Origin of the sequence: Bartonella sp. AS69XJJH (assembly GCF_042195585.1) — a bacterium.
Lineage (GTDB): Bacteria > Pseudomonadota > Alphaproteobacteria > Rhizobiales > Rhizobiaceae > Bartonella.
Genome location: NZ_JBHIOO010000083.1, coordinates 1 through 1,468 on the forward strand (window position 1 = coordinate 1; position 1,468 = coordinate 1,468).

The 1,468-nt window shown below is 37.3% G+C and carries 1 protein-coding gene and 1 pseudogene; both read right to left on the reverse strand.

The genetic code is table 11. The features are described 5' to 3' along the window. Nucleotides 1–410, reverse strand: a pseudogene (locus tag ACFIK6_RS09750) (hypothetical protein); the annotation flags it as partial. 82 nt (nucleotides 411–492) lie between these two features. Further along, complete coding sequence (locus ACFIK6_RS09755) at nucleotides 493–999, reverse strand: hypothetical protein (protein WP_375627031.1); 507 nt, start codon at nucleotides 997–999, stop codon at nucleotides 493–495. Between the last annotated feature and the right edge of the window lie 469 nt (nucleotides 1,000–1,468).

The window sequence follows — 1,468 nt, forward strand, 5'->3', positions numbered from 1 at the left end:
GAAATAGTAGCATTATCACTAATTACGGCATTACCATAAACATGCCCACAGACCTTAGCGTTATCATGAATTTTTGCGTTATCATAAATATGAGCGGTTGTATCAAAAACCAATGCCTTGCCATTAACGATAGCATTGCCATACACCTTGGCACCTCTAAAGATTTTAGCATCATTATAAATTTTAGCATTTTCATAAACAGTTGCATCGAAAAGAACCGCGGCATTATCATAGACCCAGCAATTGCCATCATGGGATAAGTTACTTTCATTTTCAATAAAACCGCCGAGGTCCCCCGCCTTAACATCATCAAAATCTCTTAGAGCACGTATGCGGTGTAAAGTAAGACCATCAAAAGTGAAGTTTTCATTAGTAAATTCATATTTTTTAGATACAGTTGTAGTGGTCATAGGTAACTCCTAATCTAATATTCAAACAAATTTTAAGTGAAATGGTTATAAGGAGGCGCCCCCGCCGCGCCCGCGCCGTTATTTAAGCTGTTTTCCTATGAGCACGACACATAACAAAGCAAATTTCACCATAAGGAGAAAGGCGTTCTGTATAAACATTATTCATTGTGTCACCACAAATATTCTTAGTAACAATAGCCATGCCACATGCATTGGCATTTTCATAAACATGCACTTTACTTACAATTTTTGCACTATCGAAAACATGGGCATTATCATACACATGGGCATTGGCAAAAACCTTTGCTGAATCGTAGACGCGAGCATTACCATATACAAAACCACCAACACCTGCATTGCCATAAACCTGCGCATTTTCGTAAACACGACCAGGGCTCACAACAATGGCCTGATCACCAACCCAGCAATTACCATCATGGGAAAGATTTTCTTCAGATTCAATATAGCCACCAAGTTGACCAGCTTTAACATCACCAAAATCTCTTAACGCCTTAATGCGATAAAGTTTTTTACCCTCACGAAGAATTGTTTGATTGGTGAGTTGATATTTTTTTACAGAATTTTGCATAATAATTACCTCGTATTTTAACATTTTGATTGACAACCCATAAGGGCGCCGGGCGCTCAAAACACGGATACGAGACCGTCGTTACACTTTCCCCTATGAAGGGTATTGTATAGTATAACCACACCCGGCAAAATCGTTATATGCCAATAAAAGCACAAAAGAAAGCCAGTATATTTTAGAAACATGGGAAGAGGTCGTTTCGTAACCTATCCGCTCGTATTACAGTGTTTTGAGCACTTGTCGATCTTTCTAAACGAACTTTTCTTTAATGTCAATACGTATTTTTTATTTTTTTCACTTTTTTTCATTTTGATATTTACCTAATTGAATATCAAGTGCTTTTTCTAGCTCTCTGTCTATATCATCACTTGATAATGGATAACCTCTCTCAAAATCATTCGTTATCTCACAAATCAACTGATCACCATTTGTACGTTGTTTGATTTCCCTATTCACCTCATCTATCAAC

What these genes read in the sequence shown, in the direction of transcription:
- ACFIK6_RS09755 (WP_375627031.1), bottom strand. Translation starts at nt 999, where the DNA reads ATGCAAAATTCTGTAAAAAAATATCAACTCACCAATCAAACAATTCTT.